A 21,016-nucleotide genomic window follows, 5' to 3' on the forward strand; every position below is an offset into this window, starting at 1 on the left:
AGCAGATACGGCGTGGCGTCCACAGGAACGTCCAAGCCCTGGAGAAAGACATCCGGGCCTGGATCGCCGACTGGAACGACAACCCCAGGCCCTTCCTCTGGACGAAGACCGCTGACGAGATCTTCGAACGCCTCACCGGATATCTGAACCGAATCAAAGACTCAGGACACTAGCATGTCGCGCATGTCGCGACGCGTACTGCTGCCACTTCGGACATGGTCCGGGGCGCTGTTGGTGTGCGCGATGTTCTTGTGCCTGTCGGGGCTTGCGCGTCCCGCGATGGCGATGACCACGCCCGTGGGTATGCCGATGGGGATGGCGGCGCCGGTGGAGATGGCGTCGCACGCTGCTTCCAGCGGCCACACAGAGCGTGCCGATGTCGCTGCGATGTCGTCGGTGGATCACAGTCCGCGCTGCCCGGCGGCTGAGAAGCAGTGTGCGGCGCCGGAGGCGACGCTCGTCCAGGACGGCTCGTCGGGCCAGGCGCCCGCGGTCATGCCGCGCGCGATGGCATGTTCCCCTGCTCAGCTGGCTGCGCGGCCCAATGCCCCGCCTCCGGCGGTGGCTCCTCCTGATCTGCACCGGTTGTGCGTGTCGCGGACGTGACGGCTCGCTGCCCGTGAGGCTGCCCTTCAGGCCGCCTTGCGGGACGCCGCGTTCCTCACGTCCGCCTCGGCACGCCCGTAGCCGCATTCCTGTGTGCGTGCCGTCGTCGCAGAACAGGAGTTCCGACGCATGCCGTCGTCCGTTGCTTTGCTGATCACCGGTGCCGGTACCGGTCTGCTGGCCGGTGGTGCCTCGTGCGCAGCCGTTCAGGGGGGCCTGCTGGCCGGGGCGGTGACCCGCCGCCGTACCCCCGCCCCGTCCTCCACGAAACCGGCCTCCGCGAAGCAGCCCCGTCAGTCCCGCCCCGTCTCCACGCCTCCGGTGGCACGAGCTGCCACGCCGCTGGCGCCGGTCGGGGCGTTCCTGGCCGGGAAGCTGCTCTCGCATGCCCTGCTCGGCGCACTGCTGGGCGTCTTTGGTGATGCGCTGCAGCCCAGCCCTCGCCTGCAGGCGGTGCTGCTGCTGGCCGCCGGGGTGCTGATGGTGCTGTTCGCGCTGGACCTGTTCGACGTCAGGTGGGTGGGGCGGCTGGTGCCGCGTCCTCCGGCATCGTTCGGACGGTTGATGCGGCGCAGTACCAGGACCGACTCGGCCGCCACCCCGGCCGTGATCGGTTTCGCCACCGTGCTGGTGCCGTGCGGGGTCACCCTGTCGATGGAGCTGCTGGCCATCACCTCCGGGTCCCCGTGGGCGGGGGCCGCGGTGATGGCCGGTTTCGTGATCGGTACGGCGCCGCTGTTCGCCGTGCTCGGCTACCTCTTCCGCCGCAGCAGCCAGGTGCTGTCCGGCCGGCTGGCCGCGCTCACCGGGGTGGTCGTGCTGACTGTCGCGGTCTGGACGATGGCCTCCGCGCTGCAGGCCGGCGGCTGGGTCTCGTCCAACGCACCCGACAAGCAGCCTGTGGCGAGTGGGCCGTTCATCGTCGAGGGCGGCGAAGGAAGCAGCTCGGGCAGCGCCGGTTCCGGCGGCAATGACGGGACGACGGAGGCGGATGTCCCGGCCCCGGTGCGTATCGACGCCTCCGGCAAGCAGGTGATCACGCTGACCGTGACGGACTTCTACGTCCCCACCCAGTTCACCGCGAAGGCCGGGGTGCCGACCACGCTGGTTCTGCACGGCAAGGACTCCGGCGGCTGCGCCCGTGCGTTCACCATCCCCGAGCTCGGCGTCCAGGAGATCGTCAAACGGGACGGCGACACCACCATCGACCTCGGAATGCGTAAGCCCGGCACGCTCCGCTTCTCCTGCGCCATGGGCATGCAGACCGGCACCATCGACTTCAAGAAGGCCCTGTAGTGAAGCTCTTCAGCCGTAGGAACAACACCGAAGCCGACACCGGTCCGGAGCTGGTGCTCCACGTCGAGGGCATGCACTGCACCAGCTGCGGCCTGCTCATCGACGACGAGCTGGAGGACATCCCCGGGGTCCGCTCCTCCCGTACCGACGTGAAGGCCGGGCGCACCACGATCCTCCTGGAGGAGGGCGCCGTCGTGGACGCCGCCATGCTCGTCGCGGCGGTGGAGCAGGCCGGTGACTACACGGCTCGTCCGGCTGACTGACCTCGACGCGGCCCGGCCGGAACACGCTCCGGCCGGGCAGGTCGCGGCGTGCGCAAGAGCCGGACGACGGTGAGGACGGCCGCATGCCCGATCCTTGCTGATGGGCGAGCCTGAGGGCCACCCACGAGCCTTGCGCGAGCACACCGGCGACGAATGCCAGCAGCAGTGGCATGAGGCCGTTCGGGATGGGCAGCGCACTCGTCACGAAGGCGCCCGCTACCGGGCTCAGGCAGGCCAGCCCGATCCACGGGGCCACCCGCCGGCGCGGTTGCGCCCCCAGCAGGGCGGCCAGCGCCAGGCCCTCGCTCGCGGCGTGCACCAGCAGCGCCACCACCACGGCGAACGAGGCGGTCAGTGCCAGAGTCGCCCCCTCCAGGAACCGGTGCAGGGCGAGCCCGGATGCCGCGCCGATTCCACTGGCGCGGCCGGGGTCGCACGGGCAGCCGATGCGGACCACGGCGCCCATGACCGCGCACGAGGCGAGCGCGGTGACCGGCACCGCCCACAACGGCACACCAGCCTCGTGCGCCTCGTCCCACGCGTCGGGCAGAAGATGGAGAACGGCGATGATCAGCAAAATCCCGGAAGCGGCGGCGAACAGCATGGCCGAACGACCGGATCCGCGCCGCGCCAGCCAGGCGCCCACCACCGTGGCGAGAGCGACCAGGAGCACGGCGACCAGCGTTTCGGTCGTGGGCAGCTCCCACCCGCCCCCGTTCTCGGTGTGCGCGCCTGCTGCGTACAGCACGGAGAGCATGTCCCTCCCTGCAGGGGTGGCCACGCATGCGTGCGCGGTGCGGGCGAACCGGCTCCGTAATTCACTATTCCACTTCGCCACCGGTGCGTGATTCGGCCTGCGGCCCGTACAGCGGTCTGCAGTGGGGTGGATGGGGATGGACCTGCATCGACACCGCTCGGCGTTGCGGGTCCGGTCGACAAGGAGCCACCATGGTCTGAGTGCTATCTCTGCAGGGGCAGAAGTCGCGCGGCGTGAGGATGCCGGCTGGCTGTCTCTTGTCTCCGTTGCAAAGCAACTTGTGTGAGCCCGGAATTGACGAGCACGGTCACCACCGAGCGAGCCGTCGGTACACCGGTCCAGGAATTGGTCGCCGACGCAAGTCGGTCCATTCCAGGCAGGCTTACGGAGGTGTCTCCATGTCAGATCAGAACCCAGTGCACGCGTCCCCTGCCGAGGGGCACGAGGTCTCGTTGCCGCCCGAAGTCAAGTTGCTGCAGGAGGTCACTCCGCCCTTCTTTCCCGAAGGTGGTTCGGGAATGACGATCCTCGTCGATTGGCCTCCCGGTCACCCTGGGCTCCCTCCGCATCGCCACTCGGGCCCGTCGTTCGGCTACGTGATGGAGGGCGCGCTCCGGTTCGAACTCGAGGGTGAGCCGGAGCGTGTGGTCGAGGCCGGTGGGACGTTCTGGGAGCCGGGCGGTGACGTTATCCACTACCAGGACGGCAACGCCCTGTCGGACGCATCGACCAAGTTCGTGGTGACCATGGTGTGCGCGCCGGGTCAGCCGATGCTCACGTTGGTCGAAGAGGAGGAGCTGAAGGAACGGGCGCACCTGCGCGCCCCGCGTCCCTCCCCAGCCTGATTCGAAAATCCCCCCTCCCGCGTCCGTAGCCGCTGGTCAGGCAGCTCCTTCTGCTTGGAGGGTCGCTTGGTAGCCGAGTTGGTTGAGCTGGCTGACCAGGCGTCAGGTCTGCCTGGCCCGGCCGGTGCGGCGGCACGACGTCCGCCGGACGACCACACACCGATTTTCACGCACGCAGGGTGTCGCCGTCAGGCGACCGGATTACTGACCCGCGAATCCGATATGGCGGAACCCGAGCCCGCATCCGGGGCCCGGGCTGTGGTGGCGTTGATCTGGTCGGTCCGGGTTGTCCTTGGTCTGCACCGCGGGCACCGCCCCAGATCCAGCACGAGCGTGGGCGGGCGAGCTGAGTGCCGTCCCTCCCGGCGCGGGCGGTGAAGCCAGCAGGCCAGAGGCGAGCCGGTTCCTTCTCGGGAGGGGGGCGCGAGACCGCCGCGGCCTACCGTTAGGCTCTCGGCATGGTCACGGCCTGGTCCTCATGCAACAAGCCCCGGGCCCGCTTGTCGGCGGGGGCCTGGCGCATGCTGTGGATGGCTGCCCTGCTGTTCGGCTTCCTGTACACGCATGGCGCAAGCGCCGAGACAGCTGCAAGTCACCTGACCTCCGTCGCCGCCGTGCCCGCAGCGCATTCCGTGCCTGGCCACGCGGCCGAAGAGCCCGACCGGCACACACCGCCCGGCCATCACGACGAGGAACACGATTCCCACCCGGCCGGCGAGTGCGTGTCCGGGCAGCCCCAGCAGGGCCCCGGCTTGTCGGCACCGGCCCTGACGCCTCTCGACGGCACGTCGAGCTGTCGGCTGTTCGTGGAAGGGAAGTCCGGGGCGATCCTGAGCGAGTCCGCCCTTCCCCCGCCTCGCAGCTCAGCGGGTTCAGTCGTCCAGCGGATCTAGAGCCACCGGCGCCGTCCGCTGCCGGGGTGCGCCGCTTCGGCCATCCCTGGCGTCGGATGTTCCGTGCGCCGCGCTGCCCTGCTGCAGCCGGACCCGTGCACATCAGCGAGCTTCGCAGCCTTCGTCATGCCATGGCACTGCCATGCCGCCCACCGCCAAGGAGCCATGTCCTTGTCCTCGCACCAACTCATCGACAGGCCGATCCCCGCGCCGCCGACCGCAGCCCCCGAGGGCGGGCGGGCGGCGCTGCGCAAAGCACGGGCCCGCCGTGCCCGGCAGACGTCCCTGCCGGCCCGCTACCTGGGATACGTCGGCTACTTCGTCGGCGCCGGCCTGATCAGCGGGGCGATCGTGCACCACCCGCTCGACCCCGCCCGCTACACCCGGATCGCCCTCTACGGGACCCTGATCTTCCTGGCCGCCACGGTCCTCAACGAGTTCGTCCTCACCCGCGACCGGCCAGGTCTGGCGCGCGTGCTTGTCGTGATCGGCGCTTCGCTTGCGCTCTCTTTCGGCATCGGCATGCTCAGCGGCGGTCTGCAGCACTTCGCCGACTTCCCGGCCCGCGCAGCCGTGCTGGTCCCCCTGGGGCTGGTCGTGTCGTTCATCGCCTACAGCATCAAGGATCCCGACACCCCGTGGCGGCGCCTGTTCAGCCTGGTGGGGCTGACGGTTCTCCTCACCGCGGTAGTCGCCTTCTTCGGCCTGCGGCAGGTTGCGGCCTCCATGGGCGAGCCCGCGGAGGGTGGGGGACACAGCCATGGCAGTGCGGAGGAGCCGGAACAGCGCAAACCGGAGCCGCAGACCACGCCCGCCGCAACGCGTGCACCGGCGCCGGGTGGGTCACCGGAGGACGGCGGTGAAACCGAAGAGACAGCCGGCCACGGCGATGGCCACAGCCACTGACAGATCCCGCTCATCCGCGCGGCATGCACTCCGCGCCCCGCACTTTTCCGGGCCTTCCACGCCAGGGCCCGGAACGGCAATCTGTATCCCCTCGGCAGGACAAGGAAACAATGAACAAGACACGCACATCCCTTATCGGAGCCGCCGCAGTGATCACGCTGGCGATGGCCGGCTGCTCCACGGACTCCGACACGGGCACTCACGCCGACGCCCCCGGAACGTCCCACGACGCCGAGGAAACCTCGCACACTCCGATCCGGCATGTGCACGGCCTCGGCATCGACCCGGCCGACCAGCAGTTGTACGTCGCCACCCACGACGGGATCTTCACCCCGGGCAAGGACGGCACGGCCGTGCGGGTCGGTACCAGCAAGGACGACTTCATGGGCTTCACCGTGGCCAATGCCAACACGTTCCTGGCCAGCGGCCACCCTGCCCCGGGGACTGGCGGCCCCGCCAACCGCGGGCTGATCGAGAGCACCGACGGCGGCAAGACCTGGAAGACCCGCTCGCTCGGCGGCGAGGTGGACTTTCACGCCCTCGACTACGCCCACGGCACGATCTACGGCTACGACAGCACCAACGCCCTGCTGCGCGCCAGCAAGGACGGAGCCGCCTGGGACGACCGAGCCCAACTCCAGGCACTGGACATCGCGGTCAGCCCCGAGGACGCGGACACCGTAATGGCCACCACCGCCGACGGGATCGCGAAGAGCACCGACGGCGGCAGAACCTTCGCCACGGGCACGCAGCCGGTGATGGCCTTCCTTTCGTGGTCGCCCGGTGCGCTGTACGGAATCGATGACTCAGGCCGCCTCAGCCGGAGCACCGACGGGGGCACTACCTGGCAGAAGACGGGCACGGTGCCCGGCGGACAGGCCCAGGCGCTCACAGCGGTCGACGCTGAGCACATCCTTGCTGCCACCCAGAACGGCGTCTACGAGTCCCGGGACGGAGGCAAGAGCTTCACCAAGCGGCTCGACGTCGCCGCCGGAGACGGCCACTGATCCACGCTGCTGGCCGAGGCCGGCGACCTGCGGGGCGATGTCCCACCCGCCGAACTCGCACCCGACGTCCGAAGCCGGAGTGGAAGCCGCGCTGCTCGAAAGGCGCGCAGACGAAGGGCGGCCACGGCAAGGCATCGGCGCCCGGATGTCGCCGCGGCAGCCCTGGGCGACGACTGGTCGTCCGCCGCCGGTCATGCGGTTGGGCGGGTCGGCAGGGTGATGGCATGCAGGAGGGATTCCAGCGGCCCACGGCGGAAGAGCTGGCGCCAGGCCAAGGCCAGCAGCATGGCGGCTGCGATGAAGCCGAGGAGGGCCGGTAGCAGGGCCGAGTCCGGCAGATCACCGACGCTCAGCGCCTTGATGGCGACGATGTGGCCGACGTACGCGGTCAAGGACATGGAGCCGACGGCGATGACGGGCGCGGCAAGCCCTCGCAGGGGCGCCGACCGGTCCATCGCAATCAGGCAGACGGCCACGACCACGAGGGCAACGCCGGTGTTGCCCAGGATCGACCACGTCGTCTGGCTGTGCGGCGCAGCCACCAGCAGCCAGGCAGAAACGCCTGGGGCGGGCTCTTCCCCCACAGCGTCGGACCACCAGGCCGATGCCGCCGACGTGGTGTCCGTGGCCGCGTTCACGGCGGCCTGCGCGCCAGGAACCAGATGCAGGGCCAGCCATGAGCCTCCGTAGCCGATCACGGCCAGCGCGCCGCCGAACAAGGCGAGCTTGGCGGGGACGCCAGGTCGCTTGAGGTCGAGCTTGGCCACCGCCATGCCGGCGAAGATGAACGGCAGCCAGGTCAGCACCGGGTAGGCGCCGCTGATGAATAGCTCGAGGAGTCCGTCCGAGGCGGTGACCTGGGCCAGCGGATCCCAGGCGATCACGGCATCGGCCCAGCTTCCGCCCCCCACCGCAGCCCGAAGCAGATACACGACCGGCGGCATCACGAGCGAGGCCGCTGCGGCGACGAGGGCCAGCGTGGCGGCCCGCAGCCGGTACAGCGGAAGCGCGAGGACGAAGAGCAGCCCGTAACAGGCCAGGATGACATCGACGTCGGTGCCCAAAGAGGTCAGTGCGTATCCCACGACGACCAGGACGGCGGAGCGGATCAGCACCCTGACAACGGCCTGCCGCCCCGCCCGCCCGGTCCGCGGATGCGGCCGGCCGGTGAGAATGATCAGCGAGAACCCGGCGAGGACGGCGAACAAGGCAGCGGGTCGGCCACGCGCCACCTCCATGACCCAGCCCAGCGGGCCGCCCTCCGACGGTTCGGGTCCGACGTGGGCCGCGAACATACCGAAGATGGCCAGGCCGCGGGCCAGGTCGAGACCGATCAGCCGGCCTGTTGACGGCGTATGTGACGGTGGGCGGCCTCCACCGGCCGCGGGTCCTGCTGCGGACGGCGAAGCCAAGCAGATGCCACGCGTCATATGCCAAGACTTGGGGACGACGCCGCCTTCAACCACCCGGCAGGTGTCCGGACCGATCCCCGCCGACTGACTGGTCGCCGTCCTCGCCGCCCGATGCGATCAAGTACCGGGCACGGCTCAGCCCAGCGCCTGGAGCAATTCGTTGCAAGCCTGTTCGCAGGAGCGGCATGCCTCGGCGCACAGGCGGCAGTGCTCGTGCATGTCCGCGTGCGAGGAGCATTCGTCGCCGCAGGCTTTGCAAGCGGTCGCGCACGCCTGGAGGATCGCGCGGGTGATGTTGGCGTCGTAACCGGTGTGGCGGGACAGGACGGCCGCGGTAGCGGTGCAGATGTCGGCGCAGTCCATGTCGGTACGGATGCACTTGGTCAGATCACCCACCATGCCCTCTGACAGGCAGGCGTCCGCACACGCGGTACACGCCTGGGCGCAGGCGAGGCATTGCTCGATGCAGCGGGTGAGCTTGTCGCGGTCGACGTCGCCGAGGTCCGCCGGGTAGGTGGCGAGCATGTCCTTGACTGTGGTCATCACCAACTGCCTCCCTTCATTGCCGGAGGCCGGCGGGCCGGGGTGGCCGCACCTCTTCGACCCCCGGAACTGGGCCCATAGCCACCGTGGGGCGAGGCAAACGCGTCCGGGCCTCTGTGTTCTCAGAGTCGCCCGGGCGCGCGCCGAGTGCAGCAGTGTCAGTGGTAGGCGTGGACGACGGCGTGGCCCTTGCCGCGACCGATCATCCACTTGTTCACCGGCGTGGTGATCAGGAGGGCGACCGCGAACCCACCCAGCAGAGCCGACCAGAACAGCCCGTCCGACAACAGGCGCGGGCGGCGCGCATCGTGGGCTGCAGGTCCCAGCAGACAGGGCAGGCGGGCAGGCCAAGGGGCGGGCGCCAGCGGCGCCCGCCCCTGTTGGGCGGTCCGGTCAGTTCGCGCCGAGCAGCTTATTCATCTGCGTGATCTCGGCGGTCTGAGAGGTGATGATCTCTCCGGCCATCTTCTTGGCCGGCTCGTAGGCACCCTCGGCCTGCTCGGTCTTGGCCATAGCCACGGCACCTTCGTGATGCTTGATCATCATCTTCATGAAGGCGGTGTCGAACGCCTTGCCCGAGGAGTTCTTGAGCTGGTCCATCTCCTCGGCCGTCATCATCCCGCCCGTGCCGTGCATGGAGTGGTCCATGGCGCCCTCGGCGGGAACCTCCTCGCCCCAGGAGGTCAGCCAGCCGGACATCGTCTGGATCTCCGGATCCTGAGCGTCCTTGATGGCCGCGGTCAGCTTCTTCACCTCCGCGGACTCGGCCCGGCTGGGCGCGAGGTCAGCCATCTCCACGGCCTGGCGGTGGTGCGGGATCATCCCCTTGGCGAAGGCGAGGTCGGCAGCGTTGTGCTGCCCCTGGGCAGCCGGCGCCGAGGCGGACGGGGACTTCGTGGTGTGGCCGTCGTGCCCGGCCGAGCTGTCGCCGTTCCCGCCGCAGGCGGCCAGGACGAGTGCCGTGACACCTGCGGCAGCCACGGCGGCGGTACCGCGGACGAGGAAACGCTTGCTGTTCATAGGTGCAACTCCTTCACGCGCAGCCACGACAGGCCGCGCGGGTTCAACGGAAATGAGGGCGTGCGAAAGCGCGGCACCGGAGCTTCAGGACAAGCAGGTGCCGTACGGGCCGCTCTAGATCCGCAGAAGTTGCAGCTCAGAAAGGTCAGGCGGCGCGCGGCCGCTCTCGGCCGACGTCGGACCCCATGCCGCCACAGCAGCACCGGAGGCTGCGTCTGGCACGGCGCTGGTCAGCGCCGGCGGCGCGTACGCAGAGGCGATCCCAGCCGCCGCGCACATCCCATCCGCATGATCAAGGTGATCCGAGCCGCCATCGGTGTGCGAGCATCCCGCGCTCACCTGCGGAACGTCAGCGGTGTGGTGGGCCATCACCATGTCGTGACCGGCGCCCGGCCGCGCTGACTGCGCACCGCCGGGACCCAAGGCGTGCATGCCCAGCACGCCAGCCAGGACCGCCATCACCAGCAGCACAAACAACCGCCCGGCAGGGCGGCTGCTCGATCCGGTGCTGCTTGTCATGACGCCTATCGTACGGGCGCCCGCATAAGGCGCCGGTTCGCCTACCGGGGCAGCCTCGCCGTGCGCTCCGGGTGAGCCGCGGCGATGTAGCGCACGGCGGCGCCGTCGCTGAGACCGAACAACCGCATCAGGTGAAGGGGTCGGCGCTCTCGCGGGCCTCATAGAGGGATCCGGTGTCCTGACGTTGCTGCGTCGGAGCTTCAGCGAACTCACGGTCCGCGCTGATGAATTCGTCTCTCCACCGTCCGGCATCACGACCGTCTACGTCATCGAGAACGAAACCACCTACCTGGCCTTCCCGAACCAGCCCCATAGCACCGTGATCCACGGCAGCGGCTACGCCGTCTCTCAGCTGTCCACCCTGTCCTGGCTGCACGACGTACGCCTTGTCTACTGGGGCGACCTGGACACCCATGGGTTCACCATCCTCGACCGACTGCGCCGCGTATTCCCCCACACCCAGTCCATCCTGATGACCAGGAACGTTCTACTGGAACACCGCAACCAGTGGGTGAAGGAAGACTCGCCCACCCCACCCGCAACTCGGCACGCTCACACTGGAAGAAGCCGATCTCTACGAAAGCCTCGTGGAAGGCGAGTTTGGTCAGAACGTGCGTCTGGAGCAGGAACGCGTGCGCTACCACCTGCTCGAAGAAGCCCTCAATGACCTACGCCAAGAGCCGCAGTGACCAACTGACATGCCCACCGACGGCGACTGAGTGGGTCTGTCTGCAAGCCCCAGCAACAGGACTCTGATCCGCTCCGGGTTCGGTACATCTCCACCGAACCCGGAGCGGTTCACATTGCGAGTAGGTGATGAACGCAGGGTCGACTTCGTGGAGGTGGCCCGTGCGTCAGGCAGTTCTGCTGCTTACCTGGGGGTCCATTCGGCCTTTTGAGAAGGCTGGCGTCGGCCGGTGGCGCGCATCTACTCTGCGTGCGGCAGCGGCCGACGTCGGCAGCCTGACCCGGGCGGAGGAGGCAACGGGGCTACGTGGAGGAGATGGTCTCGCACTCGTTCTCCCCAGATACTCCCCCGCGGCCCATTTTGCTGTTGGATAGGCCGACCGACGTACACAAACACCGAGGCCAGACATGCAGTTCACGACTCGCCCCACCCTGAGTGGCACCTTCGGCATGGTGTCCTCCACCCACTGGTCGGCCTCGCAGTCCGCGATGGCCGTCCTGGAGGACGGGGGGAACGCCTTCGACGCCGCCGTCGCCGCGGGCTTCGTCCTGCACGTCGTGGAGCCGCACCTCAACGGCCCCGCGGGCGAGGTCCCGATCATCCTCGCTCCCGCGGGCGGCGAGGTGCGGGTGCTGTGCGGGCAGGGCCCGGCCCCCGCGGGCGCCACGATCGAGCACTACCGGGCGCTCGGCCTCGATCTCGTCCCCGGGACCGGGCCGTTGGCCGCGGCCGTACCCGGCGCGTTCGACGCATGGATGGTGCTGCTGCGCGACCACGGCACCAAGTCGCTTCGCGAGGTGCTGAAGTACGCCATCGGGTACGCCGAGGACGGGCACGCGCCGGTCGAACGGGTGGGGGAGACCGTCGAGACCGTACGCGCACTCTTCGAGACCGAGTGGACCTCGTCAGCCGAGGTGTACCTGCCGGGCGGCAGGGCGCCGCGCCCGGGCGAACTGCTGCGCAACCCGGCGCTGGCCGCGACCTGGCGGCGCCTCGTCGAGGAGGCGGGTGACGGGGAGCGGACCGAGCAGATCGAGCGGGCACGGGCGGTCTGGCGCGAAGGCTTCATCGCCGACGCGCTCGTACGGCAGTCGGGCGTCCCGACGATGGACACCAGCGGCACCCGGCACACCGGCACGCTCACGAGGGCCGATCTGGCGGGCTGGTCGGCGACGTACGAGCCGCCGGTGACGTACGACTGGCGCGGCTGGACGCTGTGCAAGGCGGGCGGCTGGAGCCAGGGCCCGGCGTTCCTGCAGCAGTTGGCGCTGCTGCCGCCGGAGCTGCCCGCCTACGGCTCCGCCGAGTACGTCCATCTCCTCGTCGAGGGCTGCAAGCTGGCCATGGCCGACCGGGAGGCCTGGTACGGCGACGCCGCCGAGGTGCCCGTCGAGGAGCTGCTGTCGGAGCCGTACAACGCGCAGCGGAGGGCACTGATCGGCGAGAAGGCCTCGTACGAGCTGCGCCCGGGACACCCCGGGGGACGGGTGCCCGTGCTCAGCGCGCACGCGCTCGCCGTCGCGGCGGGGGAGCCGGGCTTCGACGCGACGGGCATGGCGGGCGCGGGGGCGGGCGAGCCGACCGTGGCCCAGGACGGCGGCACCCGGGGCGACACCTGCCACGTCGACGTGGTCGACCGGTGGGGAAACATGGTCGCGGCCACGCCGAGCGGTGGCTGGCTCCAGTCCAATCCGGTCGTGCCGGAGCTGGGCTTTCCGTTGGGCACGCGGCTGCAGATGGCGTGGCTCGATCCGGGCCTGCCGAACTCGCTCACGCCGGGGCGGCGCCCCAGGACCACACTGACGCCGTCGCTGGCGCTGCGGGACGGGGTGCCGGTGATGGCGTTCGGCACGCCGGGCGGCGACCAGCAGGACCAGTGGCAGGTGCACTTCTTCCTGGCCGTCGCCGTACGGGAACGCGTAAGGGGCGGGCTGGACCTGCAAGGGGCGATCGACGCCCCGAACTGGCACAACGACAGCTTCCCCGGCTCCTTCCACCCGCGCGGGATGCGACCGGGATCCGTGACCGTCGAATCCCGGATGGACCCGGGGGTCGTGGCGGCGCTGCGGCAGCGCGGCCACGACGTCACGGTGGGCGGTGCATGGTCGGAGGGCCGGCTGTGCGCGGTGGCCCGGGACCCGGAGACGGGCGTGCTGTCGGCGGCGGCGAACGCCCGTGGCATGCAGGGTTATGCGGTAGGCCGCTGAACGGACACCTGGCGTTCACCTCGGGGTGGCCAGGAGTCGGTCCGGTGTCCATCGGCCGGTCACCGGGCGTCGGCGGGGATGTCGGTCCGGCGTGCTTTGCTGGACGCATGACCGAAGAGTTTCTGTCCGGGACCACAGGGAACCCCTGGGAGTCCGGCACCCTTGCCCTGGTCGAGGAGGCGGTCCGCAAAGCGGCCGCCGCCGAGATCATGCCGCGCTTCCGGCAGCTCGCCGCGCACGAGATCGTCGAGAAGAACGGCCCGCACGACCTGGTGACGGTCGCCGACCGCAGCGCGGAGGAGCACCTGACCGCGTCGCTCACGGCGCTGCTCCCGGGCTCCGTGGTGGTGGGCGAGGAGGCGGTCCACGCCGACCCCGCGGTGTACGACGCGCTGCGCGGCGACGCGCCGGTGTGGATCGTCGACCCGGTCGACGGCACGCGTCAGTTCGTCCACGGCGACCCCGGTTTCTGCACGCTCGTCGCGCTCGCTCGCCACGGTGAGGTGCTCGCGTCCTGGACGTACGCCCCCGCGCTGGACGAGATGGCCGTCGCGGTCCGCGGGCACGGGGCGCGCCTGTACGGGGTGCCGATACGGTCGGGCTCTCCCGCACCCGGAGCGGTGCTCGAAGTGGCCATGTCCCACCCGGACTTCACCACCCCCGAGGAGAAGCAGGCCCTCCTCGCCCTCCACACCGACGGCATCCACGGCCGCCCCTGCGGCTCCGCCGGCCTGGAGTACCTCGCGGTCGCCCGCGGCGAGCTGGACGCGGTCGCCTTCTCCTGGGAGAACGCCTGGGACCACGCGGCGGGCCTTCTCCTCGTCCACGAGGCGGGCGGCACCGACCTGACCCTCACGGGCGAGCCCTTCCGTATCACGGGCGCCAATGCCCTTCCCTTCACCGCGGCCCGCGACGAGCCGACGGCCCGCACGCTCCACGACCTCCTGCGCGCGGCCCGCCCCGCGTAGCCCGCGGGGCGGGGCGACGGACGGCTCCTCGGGGCCGACGCCCCTGCGCCGACGGGGCCGGGGTGACCCGCGGGTGGGGGTGCCCGGCGGGCCGGGCCCGGGGCGGCTCAGACCAGGCTCGCCCTTGTCTCGCGGACCAGGTCCGCCGCCGCGGCGACCGCATCCGCGTTCAGGGTGCGCAGCAGCGCCGTCACGCGGGAGGCGAAGTCCGGCGGGGCGGAGGGGAGGGAGGCCGCGGCCGCGAGGGCGCCCTTCTCGTTGAGGAGCCATCTGCGGTGGTGTGCGTGCAGGGACTGTGTGAGGACGCCGAAGGCGCGGGACAGGCACAGCGAGGCGTGCAGGGCGTCCCCGGGCTCCACCCCGGCGCCCACGGACTTCGCCGCGGCCGCCACCGAGAAATCCGCCTCCCACGCCGCCTCGACCAGCGCCTTCCGCAGCGGATCCGGGTACGTCGCCGTCCGCGCCCGCAGGTCGGCCAGCTCGCCCGACGGGTCGGCGAGGACCCGGCACAGGGCGACCTCACCGGCGTACGCGGGGGACCAGAAGCCCAGGGGGTGGCCGGCCTGGACACCCACCTCGTAGCGCCCCGCGCCGCAGTCCGCCCACACGCGTTCCACCCGGTCCAGGTCGCGGAGGATCCAGTCCACCTGGCCCCCGTCCACGGACAGCCACGCGCCGCCGTTGACCCACGGGCCCCAGCCGCCCGGACCCGCCACCTCCACCGGGGAGCCGGTCAGCCCGGCGGCCAGCGAAGCCAGCCCCGCCACGTCCAACGAGCCCCGGTAGTAGACACCCAGATCCCAGTCGGAGTCCGGCCGGTGCGCCCCGCGCGCCCGACTGCCGCCGAGTGCGACGGCGCGCACGCCCCGTACCCCCAGGAGCCCCGCTGCCATCGCCTCGATCAGGTCGTTCATGGCAACGGACGCTACCCCCGACGGCGTTGTCCGTGACGGCGAATATCCTGGGTCCCTTGGCCATCGGCTGACAAAGGAGTCCGAAGGTGCCGTCGATGCTCGATGCCGTCGTCGTGGGGGCGGGGCCCAACGGGTTGACCGCAGCTGCCGAATTGGCCCGCCGGGGCTTCTCGGTCGCCGTGTTCGAGGCCCTGGACACCGTCGGCGGCGGCGCCAGGACCGAGGAGCTCACCCTCCCCGGCTTCCGCCACGACCCCTGCTCCGCCGTCCACCCCCTGGGCGTGGGCTCGCCCGCCTTCAAGGCCATGCCGCTCGCGCGGTACGGGCTGGAATGGCTGCACCCCCCGCTCCCCATGGCCCACCCCTTCGACGACGGCACCGCCGCCGTGCTGTCCCGCTCGGTCGCGGAGACCGCCGCCTCCTTCGGGCCCCGTGACGCCGGGGCGTACCGCCGCCTCGTCGCCCCGTACCTCGGGAAGTGGGACACCCTCGCACGGGACTTCATGTCCCTGCCCCTCACCGCGCTGCCCCGCGACCCCGTCACCCTCGCCCGCTTCGGTCTCGTCGGCCTGCCGCCGTCCACCTGGCTGCTCCGCCGCTTCCGCGACGACCGCGCCCGCGCCCTGTTCGCGGGGCTCGTCGCCCATGTCATCGCCCCGCTGAGCGGTCTCGGCACCGGAGCCGTCGGACTCGTCTTCGCGCTCGCCGCGCACGCCGGCGGCTGGCCGCTGCCCCGCGGCGGCTCGCAGTCGATCTCCGACGCCCTCGCCGCGTACGTACGGGACCTGGGCGGCACGATCCACACCGGCACCGAGATCAAGCGCCTCGACGATCTGCCGCCCGCCCGCGCCTATGTCTTCGACACCTCCCCGACCGCCCTCGCCCGGATCGCGGGCCTGGGCCGTGCGTACGACGGCTACCGGTACGGGGCCGGCGTCTTCAAGATCGACTACGCCCTGGACGGCCCCGTCCCCTGGACAGCCGAGGAGCCCCGCCGCGCCGGCACCGTCCAGATCGGCCCCAGCAGCCGCGAGATCGGCGCGGCACTCCGCCAGGCCTCCGGCGGCCGCGCTCCCGGGACGCCGTTCCTGATCACCGCCCAGCCCAGCCTCGTCGACCCCTCCCGCGCCCCCGAGGGCAAGCACGTCTTCTGGGCGTACGGCCATGTCCCCCACCGCTGGGAGGGCGACCTCACCGACGCGATCGAGCGCCAGATCGAGCGCTTCGCGCCCGGCTTCCGCGACCGCGTGCTCGCCCGCGCGACGGCCGGCCCGCCCGAACTGGCCGCGCGCAACGCCAACTACGTGGGCGGGGACATCGCCTGCGGCGCCGCGAGCGGAATCCAGCTGCTGCTGCGCCCCAAGCTCTCCCTCTTCCCGTACTCGACCCCGCACCCGGCGGTCTTCCTCTGCTCATCGGCGACCCCGCCGGGACCGGGCGTGCACGGCATGTCCGGGCACAACGCCGCGAAGGCGGTGTGGCGCCACCTCCGCGGGCGGTGAGCGCGACGCACGATCGGCTCGACGCGTTCAGCGCGATGATGGGCGTATGAGCACACGCCCCGCCATCACGTTCGTCCAAGGCGACATCACCGAGCAGCACGTCGACGTCATCGTCAACGCAGCGAACTCCTCGCTCCTCGGCGGCGGCGGTGTCGACGGCGCGATCCACCGCCGCGGCGGTCCCGAGATCCTCGAGGAGTGCCGGAAACTGCGGGCCTCGCACTACGGCAAGGGCCTGCCGACCGGACAGGCCGTCGCCACCACCGCGGGAGAGCTTCCGGCCCGCCATGTCGTCCACACCGTGGGCCCCGTCCACAGCGAGAGCGAGGACCGCTCCGCCCTGCTCGCCTCGTGTTACCGCGAGTCGCTGCGCGTCGCCGACGAACTCGACGCCCGGACGGTCGCCTTCCCGGCCATCTCCACGGGCGTCTATCGCTGGCCCATGGACGACGCCGCCCGCATCGCCGTCGAGACGGTGCGGGACGCGGAGACCTCGGTGGAGGAGGTCCGCTTCGTCCTCTTCGACGATCGGGCGTACGCGGCGTTCGCCGCACAAGCGGCCTGATCCGACCGGAACCCGTACCGCGCGCCCCGGTGTGTGTCCCCTCGATACTGGTATTCCGGTATTCCGGCAGTGGAGACCCGACGCCAGGATGCCTCGACCCGGAGGTGTGATCCATGACCGAGAAGGACCGCGGAGTGGCACCGGAGCAGCTGGACGACGGACTGCTGCTCAAGGAGCTGGAGGCGATCCATCGCACGCGCCACGAAACCCTGCTCTTCGGCTCCGACGACGCGCTGAGGACGCACACCGCTCGTATGGAGGCACTGGAGGGCGAGTACCTACGGCGTCATCCGCAGCGCGCCCAGTCGTCGGGCCGCACCAGGGCAGGGGCGCGGGCCCGCACCGCCGAGGAGTGCGAGGAGTAGGAAGCGCCGCCGGGCGGGCCCGCGCGCTGCCTGCTACTGGCAGACGAGCTTGAAGGCGGTCGCACCCGGCCGGGCGCGGAACGTCACCTCGTGCCCCGCGTCGTCGGTGAACACTGCTTCCGTCTTGGACACCAGGGTCATCGTGCCGTGCTGGGTGGGGTTGTCCCAGCCCTCGGGCGGGTTCCCCGAGCCGTCGGAGAGCGGGGTCTCCGCTTCGAAGTACGTCGAGCCGATACGGGCCTCGTCGATGCCGCAGTGCGTGTAGAGGTCGAAGGGCATCGCCCGCCCGGACGCCGCGGGCCGGACCTCGGCCGCGCCGTCGTCGTCGGCCCCGGCGCAGCCCGTGAGCGCGACGAGGGTCAGGGCGAGTACGAGGGCCGTCCGGCCGGCAGTCTCGGTCATGGCCCTTCGACGCGCGGGCCGAGCGGCCGGTTCCAGGGCTTGCACCTCGGGGGCTCGTTGTTCCCCGGGCCGCGGTGCGGTACTGGCAGGGAAAGGTTGATGTCGTTTTTTCGCCAGCGAGTGCCGTCCCGGTGCCCGATCCTTGAGCCATGCATCCCGCCATGCACACCGACGCCGAGCGCTGCGTACGGGCCGTCCGGTCCAAGGACGCCCGCTTCGACGGCTGGTTCTTCACCGCGGTCCTGACGACCAGGATCTACTGCCGCCCCAGCTGCCCGGTCGTACCGCCCAAGCCCGAGAACATGACGTTCTACCCGAGCGCGGCCGCCTGTCAGCAGGCCGGCTTCAGGGCGTGCAAGCGATGCCGGCCCGATACCAGCCCCGGCTCGCCCGAGTGGAACGCACGGGCCGACACCGTCGCCCGAGCCATGCGGCTCATCCAGGACGGGGTCGTCGACCGCGAAGGGGTCCCCGGGCTGGCCGACCGCCTCGGCTACTCCGCCCGGCAGATCGAACGCCAGCTGCTCGCCGAGGTTGGGGCCGGACCGCTCGCCCTTGCCCGTGCACAGCGCGCCCAGACCGCCCGGCTGCTCATCGAGACGACGGACCTGCCCATGGCCGAGGTCGCCTTCGCCGCGGGCTTCTCGTCCATCCGCACCTTCAACGACACCGTCCGCGAGGTCTTCGCGCTCGCGCCGAGCGAACTGCGCACGCGCACCGCCGCCCGGCGCGGAACGCAGCCCGCGGCGGGGACCCCCGGTGTGCTCGCCCTGCGCCTCCCGTTCCGGGCGCCCCTCAATCCCGACAACCTCTTCGGGCATCTCGCCGCGACCGCGGTGCCCGGCGTGGAGGAGTGGCGGGACGGCGCGTACCGCCGCACCCTCGCGCTGCCGCACGGCCACGGCATCGTGTCCCTCGCCCCCCGCCCCGACCACATCGCCTGCCGGCTCTTCCTCAGCGACCCCCGCGACCTCACCCTCGCCATCAGCCGCTGCCGCCGCATGCTCGACCTCGACGCCGATCCCGTCGCCATCGACGACCAGCTGAGCACCGACCCGCTGCTCGCGCCGCTCGTCGACAAGGCACCGGGCAGGCGGGTGCCGCGCACCGTGGACGCCGCGGAGTTCGCGGTACGGGCCGTCCTCGGCCAGCAGGTCTCCACCGCGGCGGCCCGCACCCACGCGGCCCGGCTCGTCACCGCCCACGGCACCCCGGTCGACGACCCCGAGGGCGGCCTCACGCACCTCTTCCCGACCCCGGAAGCACTGGCCGGGCTCGACCCGGAGACCCTCGCCTTCCCCCGCAGCCGCCGCACCACGCTCACGACGCTGTTCGGCGCCCTCGCCGACGGCAGCCTGCGGCTCGGCGCCGACAGCGACTGGGACGAGGCCCGCGCGCGGCTCGCCGGGCTGCCCGGCTTCGGCCCCTGGACCGTCGAGGTCATCGCGATGCGCGCGCTCGGCGACCCCGACGCCTTCCTCCCCACCGACCTCGGGATCCGCCGCGCCGCGGCGGACCTCGGCCTGCCCGCCACCCCGGCGGCGCTCACGGCCCGCGCGGCGGCCTGGCGGCCCTGGCGTGCCTACGCCGTCCAGTACCTCTGGGCCACCGGCGACCACCCCATCAACCACCTGCCCGTCTGAGGACCCGGACCATGACCAGAACCCACACCGTCGTCGACAGCCCGTACGGCCCGCTCACCCTCGTCGCGACCGACTCCGTCCTGAGCGGCCTCTACATGACCGGGCAGCGCCACCGCCCCGCCGACGAGACCTTCGGCGAGCCCGACCCGCGCCCGTTCGGCGAGGTGATCCACCAGCTCGACGCCTATTTCGCGGGCGAGTTGACGGACTTCGACCTGCCGCTGCACCTGGCGGGCACGCCGTTCCAGCGCAGCGTCTGGGAGCAGCTGTGCCTGATCCCGTACGGCGAGACCCGCACCTACGGCGACCTCGCCGACGCCCTCGGCAACCCGGGCGCGTCCCGCGCGGTCGGCCTCGCGAACGGAAAGAACCCGATCGGGATCATCGTGCCGTGCCACCGCGTGATCGGCTCCACGGGGAGCCTGACGGGGTACGGCGGCGGCCTGGACCGCAAGCAGCGGCTTCTGGCCTTCGAGAGCGGCGCCCCGGACGACGCGCTCTTCTAGCTGACGCCCCCACGTCCAGCCTGTGCGGCGTTCGAGGACGGACACGCGGGTCAACTGTGCCGTGCAAGGCACCACGGCAGCCGTCCGGCGTTCGAGGACGGGCACGCGGGCCCGCCGCACGGTCCCGGCGCCCCGGTGGAGCTACGCGGCCCCGGCGATCCGGTCCAGCAGCGCCGGCAACGCCGTGCCGATCGGCTCGCGGATGAGTTCCGCCGCACGGTCGTCGTACGGCGTCGGCTCGGCGTTCACGACGATCAGCCGCGCGCCGTGGTCGGCGGCGACGCCCGCGAGCCCGGCGGCGGGCTGTACCTGGAGGCTGCTGCCGACGGCGATGAACACCTGGCAGGCCTTGGTGATGGCGACGGCCTCGCCCAGTACCACGGGGTCGAGCCGCTCGCCGAACATCACGGTCGCCGACTTCAGGATCCCGCCGCACTCCAGGCACGGCGGATCGTCCTCCCCGGCCTCGACCCGGGCGAGAGCGTTCTCCATGGGCGCGCGGGCGTGGCACTTCGTGCAGACGACGCTCCGGGCGGTGCCGTGGAGTTCGAGCACCTTGCGGGCGGGCATCCCGGCGAGCTGGTGCAGTCCGTCCACGTTCTGTGTGATCACTCGCACGGGCACGCCGGACTGTTCCAGGTCGGCCACGGCCCGGTGGGCGGCGTTCGGCTCGGCCTTCAGCGTCCGGTTCTTGCGCCGCATCTGCCACGACCGCCGCCGGATCTCCGGATCGCCCATGTAGTACTCGTACGTCACGAGCTTCTCGGCCTCCGGATCCCGCCGCCACAGCCCGTTCGGCCCGCGATAATCAGGGATCCCGGAATCGGTGGAGATGCCTGCACCGCTGAGGATGGCGACGAGTGGCCTGTTCATGGGCCGAGAGTATGACGCCTGCCCGCGCGGGGCGAACGGATATCCGGCACGCCCGTCCGGCAACACCGTGGCAAGGCCTCCCCCAGGGGAATCACGACTTCTGCCCGGGGCAGCGATACCACCAGCAGTACCTTTCGGACATCAAAAACCCGAACGGGCCGGTCCCAGACCGCCGTGGTAGTCGGGCCAGTCCCTGCGTTCGCCACACGACGACGCTAGAGATCTTTAATGGTGCGGGTTACGTCGGGCCGTGACGGCTGCCGTGGTCCGCGCCATGCCGGGAGGATGCGGTATCCCGATGGCGGTGGATTGACGG

The 21,016-nt window shown here is 71.2% G+C and carries 19 protein-coding genes and 3 pseudogenes; 14 read left to right on the top strand and 8 right to left on the bottom strand.

The features are described from left to right. The 6 genes and pseudogenes from ACFV9O_RS35405 to ACFV9O_RS35430 all read left to right on the top strand — a co-directional run. Window positions 1-173: pseudogene (locus tag ACFV9O_RS35405) on the top strand (IS630 family transposase); the annotation flags it as partial. A 562-nt stretch (window positions 174-735) separates the two neighbouring features. After that, on the top strand, window positions 736-1,902 hold the full coding sequence (locus ACFV9O_RS35410) for a sulfite exporter TauE/SafE family protein (protein ID WP_385425710.1): 1,167 nt from the start codon (window positions 736-738) through the stop codon (window positions 1,900-1,902). Continuing rightward, window positions 1,902-2,165 (top strand): heavy-metal-associated domain-containing protein, encoded by a 264-nt coding sequence (locus tag ACFV9O_RS35415; RefSeq protein ID WP_385425713.1) that lies wholly within the window; start codon window positions 1,902-1,904, stop codon window positions 2,163-2,165. The genes ACFV9O_RS35410 and ACFV9O_RS35415 overlap by 1 nt, the downstream gene beginning before the upstream one ends. A 1,155-nt stretch (window positions 2,166-3,320) precedes the next feature. Next, window positions 3,321-3,767 carry a cupin domain-containing protein gene (locus tag ACFV9O_RS35420; RefSeq protein ID WP_385425716.1) on the top strand — a complete coding sequence of 149 codons (447 nt, stop codon included), beginning with the start codon at window positions 3,321-3,323 and terminating at the stop codon, window positions 3,765-3,767. A 1,058-nt stretch (window positions 3,768-4,825) separates the two neighbouring features. Next, window positions 4,826-5,566: a hypothetical protein gene (locus tag ACFV9O_RS35425; protein WP_385425719.1), complete on the top strand. Its 741-nt coding sequence runs from the start codon at window positions 4,826-4,828 to the stop codon at window positions 5,564-5,566. A 110-nt stretch (window positions 5,567-5,676) separates the two neighbouring features. Beyond that, window positions 5,677-6,573: a F510_1955 family glycosylhydrolase gene (locus ACFV9O_RS35430; protein WP_385425722.1), complete on the top strand. Its 897-nt coding sequence runs from the start codon at window positions 5,677-5,679 to the stop codon at window positions 6,571-6,573. A 191-nt stretch (window positions 6,574-6,764) separates the two neighbouring features. Here ACFV9O_RS35430 and ACFV9O_RS35435 read toward each other — a convergent pair whose 3' ends face one another. From ACFV9O_RS35435 to ACFV9O_RS35455, 5 genes and pseudogenes are all read right to left on the bottom strand, one after another. Next, entirely contained in the window at window positions 6,765-8,003 is a 1,239-nt protein-coding gene (locus ACFV9O_RS35435; RefSeq protein ID WP_385425725.1) for a DUF418 domain-containing protein, read from the bottom strand. 117 nt (window positions 8,004-8,120) lie between these two features. After that, window positions 8,121-8,528, bottom strand: a complete 408-nt coding sequence (locus ACFV9O_RS35440; protein WP_385425728.1) for a four-helix bundle copper-binding protein — start codon at window positions 8,526-8,528, stop codon at window positions 8,121-8,123. A 158-nt stretch (window positions 8,529-8,686) separates the two neighbouring features. Continuing rightward, a pseudogene (locus ACFV9O_RS35445) lies at window positions 8,687-8,854 on the bottom strand (DUF4396 domain-containing protein); the annotation flags it as partial. A gap of 67 nt (window positions 8,855-8,921) precedes the next feature. After that, the gene (locus ACFV9O_RS35450) at window positions 8,922-9,548 is read right to left on the bottom strand and encodes a DUF305 domain-containing protein (protein WP_385425730.1); all 627 of its coding nucleotides are present in this window, start codon (window positions 9,546-9,548) and stop codon (window positions 8,922-8,924) included. Between the two features lie 114 nt (window positions 9,549-9,662). Further along, a complete protein-coding gene (locus ACFV9O_RS35455; RefSeq protein ID WP_385425733.1) occupies window positions 9,663-10,067 on the bottom strand; it encodes a DUF6153 family protein in 405 nt (134 codons plus the stop codon). A 184-nt stretch (window positions 10,068-10,251) separates the two neighbouring features. Between ACFV9O_RS35455 and ACFV9O_RS35460 the strand changes: the two are divergent. From ACFV9O_RS35460 to ACFV9O_RS35470, 3 genes and pseudogenes are all read left to right on the top strand, one after another. Next, window positions 10,252-10,756 (top strand): annotated as a pseudogene (locus tag ACFV9O_RS35460) (Wadjet anti-phage system protein JetD domain-containing protein). 406 nt (window positions 10,757-11,162) lie between these two features. Next, on the top strand, window positions 11,163-12,962 hold the full coding sequence (locus tag ACFV9O_RS35465) for a gamma-glutamyltransferase family protein (protein ID WP_385425736.1): 1,800 nt from the start codon (window positions 11,163-11,165) through the stop codon (window positions 12,960-12,962). Between the two features lie 107 nt (window positions 12,963-13,069). After that, complete coding sequence (locus tag ACFV9O_RS35470) at window positions 13,070-13,930, top strand: inositol monophosphatase family protein (protein ID WP_385425739.1); 861 nt, start codon at window positions 13,070-13,072, stop codon at window positions 13,928-13,930. A 107-nt stretch (window positions 13,931-14,037) separates the two neighbouring features. Here the strand turns inward: ACFV9O_RS35470 and ACFV9O_RS35475 are convergent, their stop codons facing one another. After that, the gene (locus ACFV9O_RS35475) at window positions 14,038-14,844 is read right to left on the bottom strand and encodes a nucleotidyltransferase domain-containing protein (RefSeq protein ID WP_385425742.1); all 807 of its coding nucleotides are present in this window, start codon (window positions 14,842-14,844) and stop codon (window positions 14,038-14,040) included. 86 nt (window positions 14,845-14,930) lie between these two features. On the opposite strand from ACFV9O_RS35475, the gene ACFV9O_RS35480 reads away from it, so the two are divergent. The 3 genes from ACFV9O_RS35480 (at window position 14,931) to ACFV9O_RS35490 (ending at window position 17,276) form a co-directional block, all read left to right on the top strand. Further along, complete coding sequence (locus tag ACFV9O_RS35480) at window positions 14,931-16,346, top strand: phytoene desaturase family protein (protein WP_385425745.1); 1,416 nt, start codon at window positions 14,931-14,933, stop codon at window positions 16,344-16,346. Between the two features lie 46 nt (window positions 16,347-16,392). Beyond that, entirely contained in the window at window positions 16,393-16,911 is a 519-nt protein-coding gene (locus ACFV9O_RS35485; RefSeq protein WP_385425748.1) for an O-acetyl-ADP-ribose deacetylase, read from the top strand. A gap of 113 nt (window positions 16,912-17,024) precedes the next feature. Further along, a complete protein-coding gene (locus ACFV9O_RS35490; RefSeq protein WP_385425751.1) occupies window positions 17,025-17,276 on the top strand; it encodes a DUF6158 family protein in 252 nt (83 codons plus the stop codon). Between the two features lie 33 nt (window positions 17,277-17,309). On the opposite strand, the gene ACFV9O_RS35495 is transcribed toward ACFV9O_RS35490, so the two are convergent. Then, window positions 17,310-17,678, bottom strand: a complete 369-nt coding sequence (locus ACFV9O_RS35495; RefSeq protein ID WP_385425754.1) for a hypothetical protein — start codon at window positions 17,676-17,678, stop codon at window positions 17,310-17,312. 161 nt (window positions 17,679-17,839) lie between these two features. On the opposite strand from ACFV9O_RS35495, the gene ACFV9O_RS35500 reads away from it, so the two are divergent. Together ACFV9O_RS35500 and ACFV9O_RS35505 are read left to right on the top strand one after the other, a co-directional pair. Continuing rightward, a complete protein-coding gene (locus ACFV9O_RS35500; protein WP_385425763.1) occupies window positions 17,840-19,321 on the top strand; it encodes an AlkA N-terminal domain-containing protein in 1,482 nt (493 codons plus the stop codon). An 11-nt stretch (window positions 19,322-19,332) separates the two neighbouring features. Next, window positions 19,333-19,827 (top strand): methylated-DNA--[protein]-cysteine S-methyltransferase, encoded by a 495-nt coding sequence (locus ACFV9O_RS35505; protein ID WP_385425757.1) that lies wholly within the window; start codon window positions 19,333-19,335, stop codon window positions 19,825-19,827. Between the two features lie 141 nt (window positions 19,828-19,968). Here the strand turns inward: ACFV9O_RS35505 and ACFV9O_RS35510 are convergent, their stop codons facing one another. Then, entirely contained in the window at window positions 19,969-20,700 is a 732-nt protein-coding gene (locus ACFV9O_RS35510; RefSeq protein WP_385425760.1) for an NAD-dependent deacetylase, read from the bottom strand. Between the last annotated feature and the right edge of the window lie 316 nt (window positions 20,701-21,016).

The sequence above is a fragment of the Streptomyces sp. NPDC059909 genome (genome assembly GCF_042730885.1).
Taxonomy (GTDB): Bacteria; Actinomycetota; Actinomycetes; order Streptomycetales; family Streptomycetaceae; genus Streptomyces.

Excerpts from the sequence above, each read along its gene's own strand:
- ACFV9O_RS35425 (WP_385425719.1), top strand. The coding sequence starts at position 4,826 with ATGTCCTTGTCCTCGCACCAACTCATCGACAGGCCGATCCCCGCGCCG.
- ACFV9O_RS35500 (WP_385425763.1), top strand. The coding sequence starts at position 17,840 with ATGCACACCGACGCCGAGCGCTGCGTACGGGCCGTCCGGTCCAAGGAC.
- ACFV9O_RS35465 (WP_385425736.1), top strand. The coding sequence starts at position 11,163 with ATGCAGTTCACGACTCGCCCCACCCTGAGTGGCACCTTCGGCATGGTG.
- ACFV9O_RS35485 (WP_385425748.1), top strand. The coding sequence starts at position 16,393 with ATGAGCACACGCCCCGCCATCACGTTCGTCCAAGGCGACATCACCGAG.
- ACFV9O_RS35420 (WP_385425716.1), top strand. The coding sequence starts at position 3,321 with ATGTCAGATCAGAACCCAGTGCACGCGTCCCCTGCCGAGGGGCACGAG.
- ACFV9O_RS35470 (WP_385425739.1), top strand. The coding sequence starts at position 13,070 with ATGACCGAAGAGTTTCTGTCCGGGACCACAGGGAACCCCTGGGAGTCC.
- ACFV9O_RS35475 (WP_385425742.1), bottom strand. The coding sequence starts at position 14,844 with ATGAACGACCTGATCGAGGCGATGGCAGCGGGGCTCCTGGGGGTACGG.
- ACFV9O_RS35440 (WP_385425728.1), bottom strand. The coding sequence starts at position 8,528 with ATGACCACAGTCAAGGACATGCTCGCCACCTACCCGGCGGACCTCGGC.
- ACFV9O_RS35455 (WP_385425733.1), bottom strand. The coding sequence starts at position 10,067 with ATGACAAGCAGCACCGGATCGAGCAGCCGCCCTGCCGGGCGGTTGTTT.
- ACFV9O_RS35510 (WP_385425760.1), bottom strand. The coding sequence starts at position 20,700 with ATGAACAGGCCACTCGTCGCCATCCTCAGCGGTGCAGGCATCTCCACC.
- ACFV9O_RS35490 (WP_385425751.1), top strand. The coding sequence starts at position 17,025 with ATGACCGAGAAGGACCGCGGAGTGGCACCGGAGCAGCTGGACGACGGA.
- ACFV9O_RS35450 (WP_385425730.1), bottom strand. The coding sequence starts at position 9,548 with ATGAACAGCAAGCGTTTCCTCGTCCGCGGTACCGCCGCCGTGGCTGCC.
- ACFV9O_RS35435 (WP_385425725.1), bottom strand. The coding sequence starts at position 8,003 with ATGACGCGTGGCATCTGCTTGGCTTCGCCGTCCGCAGCAGGACCCGCG.
- ACFV9O_RS35430 (WP_385425722.1), top strand. The coding sequence starts at position 5,677 with ATGAACAAGACACGCACATCCCTTATCGGAGCCGCCGCAGTGATCACG.
- ACFV9O_RS35495 (WP_385425754.1), bottom strand. The coding sequence starts at position 17,678 with ATGACCGAGACTGCCGGCCGGACGGCCCTCGTACTCGCCCTGACCCTC.
- ACFV9O_RS35505 (WP_385425757.1), top strand. The coding sequence starts at position 19,333 with ATGACCAGAACCCACACCGTCGTCGACAGCCCGTACGGCCCGCTCACC.
- ACFV9O_RS35410 (WP_385425710.1), top strand. The coding sequence starts at position 736 with ATGCCGTCGTCCGTTGCTTTGCTGATCACCGGTGCCGGTACCGGTCTG.